Source organism: Gordonia sp. 852002-50395_SCH5434458 (assembly GCF_001665905.1).
Taxonomy (GTDB): Bacteria; Actinomycetota; Actinomycetes; order Mycobacteriales; family Mycobacteriaceae; genus Gordonia; species Gordonia jacobaea.
Map to the genome: position 1 here is coordinate 1 of NZ_LZTC01000066.1, position 4948 is coordinate 4948.

The window sequence follows — 4948 nt, forward strand, 5'->3', positions numbered from 1 at the left end:
AACCTGCCCGGCCTCGTCGCCGGATGATGAGGACGTGGTCACTAAGAGTGGCGTGACCGAATTTCAGCGAGGACCGCGGCGGCTTCCTGCTCGGGGGTGGTCTCGCCGTGCAGCACACGCAGCGCGGCGGCCCGGTCGGCGTCGGTGGCCACCATGCCGGCCATCTCGTGGCCTGCGTCGGCGGCGGCGAGCATCTGCTCGTCAGTGCGTGTGGTGGTGGTAGCCATCAGCGATCACCTTCCTGTGGTGGTTCATGGTCGATTCTACCTGCTCACCGGTGTTACCGGGGCCTGCGGCGTTGCTGTTGTTGCCGGGGCCAGGTACCGGGGAGCTGCTGATAGAGGCCCTGACTGGGCCCGCCGATGTGTGGTGCTTCGGACCGGTCGCAGTGGGCCGGGTGGCCTGATTGCCCACCGGACTCGACGACGGGGTCCAGGATCTCGCCACCCAGGGCGATGGTGCCCGGGGGGTAGACGTAGCCGCAGTCCGGGCACGTGATCATCGGGGCGTCCTTCGGTTGTGTGCTCATGATGCTCGGCACTGTGTGTCGTGGTGGGTCAAGCGTCGTCGTTCGGCGGGAGAGAGGCCACCCCAGACTCCGAACCGCTCGTCGGTGGCCAGTGCCCAGTCCAAGCACTTCTCGGTGACGGGGCAGTGCGCGCAGATGCGTTTGGCGGCGGTGTCGCGTTCACCGATGTCGGGGAACCACAGGTCCGGGTCGACCTGGCGGCACAGTCCGTCGGTCTCCCACCCACTTTCGGTGTCGGTCGGATCGAACGGTGTGGTCATGGTGGTGCTCTCACTCGAACAGCGGTGGTTGCGTGGCGGCGACCGCGGCGTTGCTGCGGGCGATGTAGGCGGCGATCCAGTTCTGGATCTCGGGCAGCGACACGTTGAATTCGTCGGCGATCGCGGCCAGGGGCAGGCCGTCGATCTTGTGGAGGTCGTGGGCGAGGCGCTGACGGTATTCGTCTGTCTCGTGGCCATATTCGGTGTCGGTCATGGTCATTGTCATCACTCCACTTCGGTGAGGGCTTGGCGGCGGGTGAGCCATTCGGATTCGGCGCGTTGCTGGTATCGGGTGAGCTGTGCCCAGTGCCCGGACAGTTCCTCGATCGGTGCTTCTTGGCGGCGCTGGTCCATCGCGGTGAGCAGTGCGGTGTAGCCGCGGCGGTACCACCCGTCGATGACGGCGATGGCGAGGTAGGGCACCTGGCCGGCAACAGCGACCGGCCGGTGCGTGGGAGCGACCAGGGTGAGCATGGTTTGCTGCGCGCTTCGGGTGCTGAACTCACCCTGTCCACCGGTCGCCAGCAACTGCGCATTGACCAGAGCGGGAGAGGGTGCGGCGTTCGTAGCGACGACGGTGACGATCGCTGCGAAGATGCGTGCATGTTGGGGAACCCAGAAGTGTTTGGTGTCGAGCTGGGCGGCGACGGCGCGTGCGATGGCCGGCGGGGCCCACATCAGCGCGGACAGTAGTTCCTGCTCGAGGTCGGTGGCGACGGCGACCTCCGCTTCGGGGTCGTTTCCGAGTGATCCGACTGAGGTGTAGGCGTCGTCCTCGACGAGGTTGTCGACGTCGGCCGGCGGGATCTCCTCGACGGGTAGCTCGCTCAGTGAGGCGGTCATGTCGTCGTCACTCCTGTCGGGGTCCGGGTCGATGTCGGTGGGGTCCATGAGGGGAATTGTCAGGCAGCTAGGGCGCCTGGACGCCGGTGAGGTCTTCGTGTGCCCACGCGTCGCAGTGGGCGGCGATGTCGGCCAGCTCCTGGGTGAGTTGGGGATCCCCGGCTGCGTGAGCGTGCTCGGATTGTGCCCAGTACCGAATGGCGCGAGCGGAGTAGTCGATTGCCATGGTCGTCCTGTTCAGGTGGGGGTGTCTCTTCACGCTGCCGCACTGTGGGCGAGTGCCTTGATGCGGTCCAGCCGGAAACCTCCCCAGTGATGGTCTCCGGCGACGACGACTGGGGCCTGGAGGTAGCCGAGTGAGAGGACGTAGTCACGGGCGTCGAAGTCCTGGGTGACGTCGACCACGCGGTAGGTCAATCCTTGCTTGTCGAGGGCTTTGTAGGTCGCATTACATTGCACACATGCGGGCTTGGAGTAAACGGTGATGTCGGGGTTCTCATTCATTTTCGGTGACCTTCTTCCCGGGAGCGCGGACGTCTGCGATACACATTCTATTATAGAGCGTATTGTGTTGCGGCACAACATGTATTGACCATTTCGTGATGCCGTATTGTGCCTTTTCCTGTTGGCTGCCTATCATGTGCGAGTTGTGTTTCTGTCCATGTAATGGAGCCGGGTAATTGGCGCGAAATAAGCGGTATTGAGCGGTAGCGAAATAGAGCGCGTGCCAATTATTTGGTGGAATGTAATTGACAGGGGCGCGGCTCGTGCTTGTGATAATCCGGCGGTCAGGAAGGGGCGTCCGCGCTAGGCGAGGTGACCACAGGTGACTGCTGGCGCGGGCTCGATGCCCGCGCCAGCAGCCCCGGCCCGGCCACCTGGGAGGGGTGACCGGGCGTGGCTGGGCTAGAGGGCGTCTGTCGTGTCGTCGTTGTTGTCGGTGTGTGGTGGGCGGTGGCCTTGGATTTCCTGGTAGGGGATCGTGCGGCGGATGAGGCGGCCGCCGTAGGGTGCTGGGGTTTCGACGCTGACAGTTTTGGCGTTGGCGCGCAAGACGGGTACCCAGCCGTGGAAGCGGATCTCGCTCTGGTCGCCTTTGGCGATGGTGTCGCGGCTGTAGTCGCCGGTGTGGCCGGCGGCGATCTGGTCGGCGCGCACGGCGCGCCAGTAGGCGATGTCGTCGGCGCGTTGGGCCATGCGCTCGGTGATGGCCTGGCGGTAGTCGCCGGTAGCTGCGGTGGTGGTCTCGGTGAGTTTCTGACCTCCGGGGAGGTTGGCGACGGTGCGGGTGTGGCCGTCTAGTCGGCGTTGGTCGGCACGTTGTTCGGCTTCGAGTTTGTCGATGCGGTTGGCGACGGTAACCGGGTTGTAGCGGTGTTCGGTGGTGCGGCTGGCTACCTGGGCGCGGCGGTCGGCTTCGTCGGCGTCGTTCTGGGCGTGCACGGCGGTGCCGATGCTGTTCCATGCTTTGTCGAGCGCGTTGCGGTGGCGTCGTTCGCTGTGGTGGCCGATTTTGACGGGTTCGCCGAACGGTGGGAGTGCGGCGGTGGCGTCGTGGTGGAGTTGCCATGCGGCGTCGGCCTGGTCGTGGCGGCGTGCTGCCTTGGCGTCGAGGGCGTCGGCGCGGTCTTGTTGGCGTTGGGCGCGGTCGGCTTCGACGGTGGCGGTGTCGCGGTGGGTGTTGTCGATGTCGAGGGTGACGGTGTGGCCTGCTTGTTCGAGGGCGGTGCGGGCGCGGTCGATGATGTGGGTCTTCGGCTGGCGGTCGCGGCTGTGGGGGATTCCCCACGTGCCGAGGTTGCGAAACCACCGCCACCCGGCGCTTTTCAGGATCGCGTTGGTGCCGTCGCCTTTGCTGGTGCCGTCGATGAGGGTTCCGTCAGTGTGGGTGTGGGTGATGGTGAGGTCAGCCATGTCGGGGTGTCCTTTCGGTGCTGGGGTTAGTCGTCGGTGGCGTCGATCGCTGCGCGGAGTCGGCGCAGGGTGACGTCAGTCATGGGGCGCGCTTAGCGTGCGCTGGTGTGGCCGTGGTGGCACATGAACGGGTCGGCGCAGGTCTCGCCGCTGACGGTGTGTATCCATCCGCTGTCGGTGGTGGTCTCGACGTCGGCTGCGGTGGGGGTGTAGTCGTCGAGTGCTTGGGTGATTTGGCGGACGAACGCGCGGATCTGTGCGGGGGTGCCGGTGATGGCCAGGCCGTCGCGGTCGTGGCGGTTGTCGAGGACGAGAACCGGGGTGGTGTGGGGGTCGTCGGTGCTGAGGTGTTTGTCGGCTGCTGCGGGGGTGGGGTAGTAGGTCGCGGCGGCGTTCTCGGTGTCTAGGTAGATGAAAGTCATTGGCTCAGTGTCCTTTTCGTGAGTGGTCAGCGGTCGCGGCTGGTCTGGGCGCGGGCGTCGAGGATGGCGTCGTGGTAGCCGTGGGCGTAGTCGTTGGCGTCGCGGCTGAATCCGTCTGCTGTTTCGGCGGGTTGGCCGGTGTAGCGGCTGGGGATGCTGACTGCACCGGCGGTGATGGTGTGGGGGTCGCGGTGGTCGGCGGCTGCGCGTCCGGTGGCGTAGCCGTGCCGGTAGGCGTCGGTGTCGACGATGGTGACGGCGGTCAGAGTGGTTGCGCCGTTGTCGTTGTGCAGCATCCAGTGGGTGTGACCGTGCATCCATGCGGCGCCGGGGTCAGCGAGCTCGGCGCGGGGGCCTGCGTAGTTGTGTGCTCGTTTGCGGTCGTACTCGCGGCGGGTGATCTGCATGGGGTTTGTCCTCTCGTGTGTGGTGGGCTGGTGGCCGGTCAGGATTCGATGCGGTCGTGAACGGGAACGATGTAGTGGCGATACCCGGTCAGTTGCTCGGTGAGTTGACCAAATCGGGTGTCTCCGACGCCGCTGTAGTTGCCGCCGAACATGGCGTGTCGTCCGGCTGGGAGGTCGGCAGGAATGAGGTGAATTGCACGGCCGACGCCGTTCGGGTAGAGCGATGCGGAGTAACGCACGAGAACGGCGGGGGCGTCGTCGGTGGGTGTGAACACTCGGCACTCTCGCGGCAGCATGGTCGCGGCGCGCTGCGGTAGTACGTCCTCACGCAGTGATTCGCGGGTGGTGCTCTCGTCGCCGTCGGTGATGTAGCCGACGAGGGTCACGTCGGTGTGGGTAGCGGTGATGCCGCCCAGGGTGCAGTCGGTGCCGGCGGCGTTGCGATAGACGCTCAGGCGCAAGCCTTTGGGGGTGTCGGTGGTGGTGCTCACGGGTGGTCTCCTGGGGGCGTTGGGTCTGGTGGATTGCTTTGGTACCTGCCGTCTCGTAGCCGACCGTGGGAGTGGGCAAGGG

Annotated in this window: 11 protein-coding genes; all 11 read right to left on the reverse strand. The window is 65.8% G+C overall.

The window, feature by feature from the left end; translation table 11 throughout:
* Nucleotides 1–41: 41 nt before the first annotated feature.
* Entirely contained in the window at nucleotides 42–227 is a 186-nt protein-coding gene (locus tag A5785_RS15390; RefSeq protein ID WP_064867325.1) for a hypothetical protein, read from the reverse strand.
* Between the two features lie 53 nt (nucleotides 228–280).
* Nucleotides 281–529 carry a hypothetical protein gene (locus A5785_RS15395; protein ID WP_064867327.1) on the reverse strand — a complete coding sequence of 83 codons (249 nt, stop codon included), beginning with the start codon at nucleotides 527–529 and terminating at the stop codon, nucleotides 281–283.
* Nucleotides 526–789: a WhiB family transcriptional regulator gene (locus A5785_RS23320; RefSeq protein WP_064867329.1), complete on the reverse strand. Its 264-nt coding sequence runs from the start codon at nucleotides 787–789 to the stop codon at nucleotides 526–528. The genes A5785_RS15395 and A5785_RS23320 overlap by 4 nt, the downstream gene beginning before the upstream one ends.
* 10 nt (nucleotides 790–799) lie before the next feature.
* Nucleotides 800–1009, reverse strand: coding sequence for a hypothetical protein (locus A5785_RS23325; RefSeq protein ID WP_156525478.1), 210 nt, complete (start codon nucleotides 1007–1009; stop codon nucleotides 800–802).
* Between the two features lie 5 nt (nucleotides 1010–1014).
* Nucleotides 1015–1680 carry a DnaB-like helicase N-terminal domain-containing protein gene (locus tag A5785_RS15410; RefSeq protein ID WP_064867333.1) on the reverse strand — a complete coding sequence of 222 codons (666 nt, stop codon included), beginning with the start codon at nucleotides 1678–1680 and terminating at the stop codon, nucleotides 1015–1017.
* Nucleotides 1681–1699: 19 nt separating this feature from the next.
* Nucleotides 1700–1858, reverse strand: coding sequence for a hypothetical protein (locus A5785_RS23525; RefSeq protein ID WP_197494569.1), 159 nt, complete (start codon nucleotides 1856–1858; stop codon nucleotides 1700–1702).
* A gap of 29 nt (nucleotides 1859–1887) precedes the next feature.
* The gene (nrdH, locus tag A5785_RS15415) at nucleotides 1888–2136 is read right to left on the reverse strand and encodes a glutaredoxin-like protein NrdH (protein ID WP_064867335.1); all 249 of its coding nucleotides are present in this window, start codon (nucleotides 2134–2136) and stop codon (nucleotides 1888–1890) included.
* A 402-nt stretch (nucleotides 2137–2538) separates the two neighbouring features.
* Nucleotides 2539–3546: a DUF3560 domain-containing protein gene (locus tag A5785_RS15420; protein ID WP_064867337.1), complete on the reverse strand. Its 1008-nt coding sequence runs from the start codon at nucleotides 3544–3546 to the stop codon at nucleotides 2539–2541.
* Nucleotides 3547–3638: 92 nt separating this feature from the next.
* Nucleotides 3639–3968: a hypothetical protein gene (locus A5785_RS23330; RefSeq protein ID WP_064867339.1), complete on the reverse strand. Its 330-nt coding sequence runs from the start codon at nucleotides 3966–3968 to the stop codon at nucleotides 3639–3641.
* 26 nt (nucleotides 3969–3994) lie between these two features.
* Entirely contained in the window at nucleotides 3995–4375 is a 381-nt protein-coding gene (locus A5785_RS23335) for a hypothetical protein (protein ID WP_064867341.1), read from the reverse strand.
* A 38-nt stretch (nucleotides 4376–4413) separates the two neighbouring features.
* Complete coding sequence (locus tag A5785_RS15435; protein ID WP_064867343.1) at nucleotides 4414–4866, reverse strand: hypothetical protein; 453 nt, start codon at nucleotides 4864–4866, stop codon at nucleotides 4414–4416.
* Nucleotides 4867–4948: the final 82 nt, after the last annotated feature.